Source organism: Psychrobacter sp. T6-1 (assembly GCF_052258445.1).
On sequence record NZ_JBQQFC010000476.1, the window covers coordinates 1 to 1307 of the forward strand.

The window sequence follows — 1307 nt, forward strand, 5'->3', positions numbered from 1 at the left end:
TCTGCTAGCGCCTGACGTGCCAGCTCTAAAATATGCATGCGGCGTATACGAATGCCTTGCCAGCCGATGTTATTGAGATAAAACTTATCAATTGCCTGACCGAACTTATTGCGACCACTAGGCTGATTGTAATAGACATGATCGAGCGAATGCCCTGAGTCAAAGCCATGCTCAAGCCCTGTGGCGATAGCGTCGCTGACATGACCGAATTTTTGCATCGCAAAACGGGTGATAGCAAAGCTTGGGTTAAACGGCTTAATCGCTAGGCGATCGACTTTATCTTTACTAGCGCTATCTAAGTGCGCCATACGCAAATCAGGTGCTGGCATGGGCGTATCAAAGACGTGCCCTGCAAACTCGATACAGTCGGCAAATACATCGGCTTTATTGGTCTCATGAAAGATCGCGTGATAGCTGTCTGGATATAACTGCCAGCGCTTAATAGGCGTGTTGATAGCCTCATAAAATTGGCGTTCTGCTTGCTTATCAACCACATAATCCTTGCCGGCGCAAAGCACAAAGGTCGGAACCATAATCGCGCCTGCATCATCGAGCAGCCGCTGACCTGTCGCATGGGTGTCGATCAGTAAGTCAGTTGAGATACTATTTGAGATCAGCGGATCAGCATTATAGGCCTCTTGCGCGTCTTTATCATGAGTGAGTACCTGAGCTTTAACATAACTACTCACGCGCGACATGAGCCCAAGCGTGCGCGCTACCTTGAGCGACGGTATGGCAAAGGGAATATACAAGCGAATCTTTAGCGCAGGCGTGCCTAGTATCATACCGCGAATGTTGGGCGCGTAATCATGTACCCAAGCTGCCGCTAATACTGCACCGATACTACTAGCGACTATCAAAGTATCCTCGATGGCGATACCTGTCTGCTGGGTAACGAGTTGCACAAAATCATTTAAGTCGCGCTCAAGCTCTGTGACGCTGTCGGCATGGTCCTTAATACCGCCTGAGCGCCCATTACCGCGCGCATCCCAAGCGAATACCTGATAGCCTGCATCCACAAAGCGCACGCCCAGCTCTTTTAGTCGTCCAGAGTGCTCATGACCTCTATGCAACAAAATCACTTGCCGCTTCGGCTGGTCGCTATCTTTTAACTGCTCGATATCCGTAGTGAGCCAATAGCGATAATAAATCGCCGTACCATCATAAGCGTTGTAGCAGCTCTCACCTTCTATTCTACTTTCGTTTTCTATAGTATTTGACTGATCTAAATCAGTATTGACTGTGGTCGGTATAGCTGACATATCGCTATGCTCCAAAAAGGGTGAAGAAGATAAATGAGACGGTGA

The 1307-nt window shown here is 48.4% G+C and carries 1 protein-coding gene; it reads right to left on the reverse strand.

What is annotated here, in order from left to right; genetic code table 11:
• Nucleotides 1-1262, reverse strand: a 1262-nt coding sequence (locus tag ACTXGO_RS13925; protein ID WP_443574938.1) for a bifunctional alpha/beta hydrolase/class I SAM-dependent methyltransferase, incomplete at its 3' end; no start/stop codon positions are given.
• Between the last annotated feature and the right edge of the window lie 45 nt (nucleotides 1263-1307).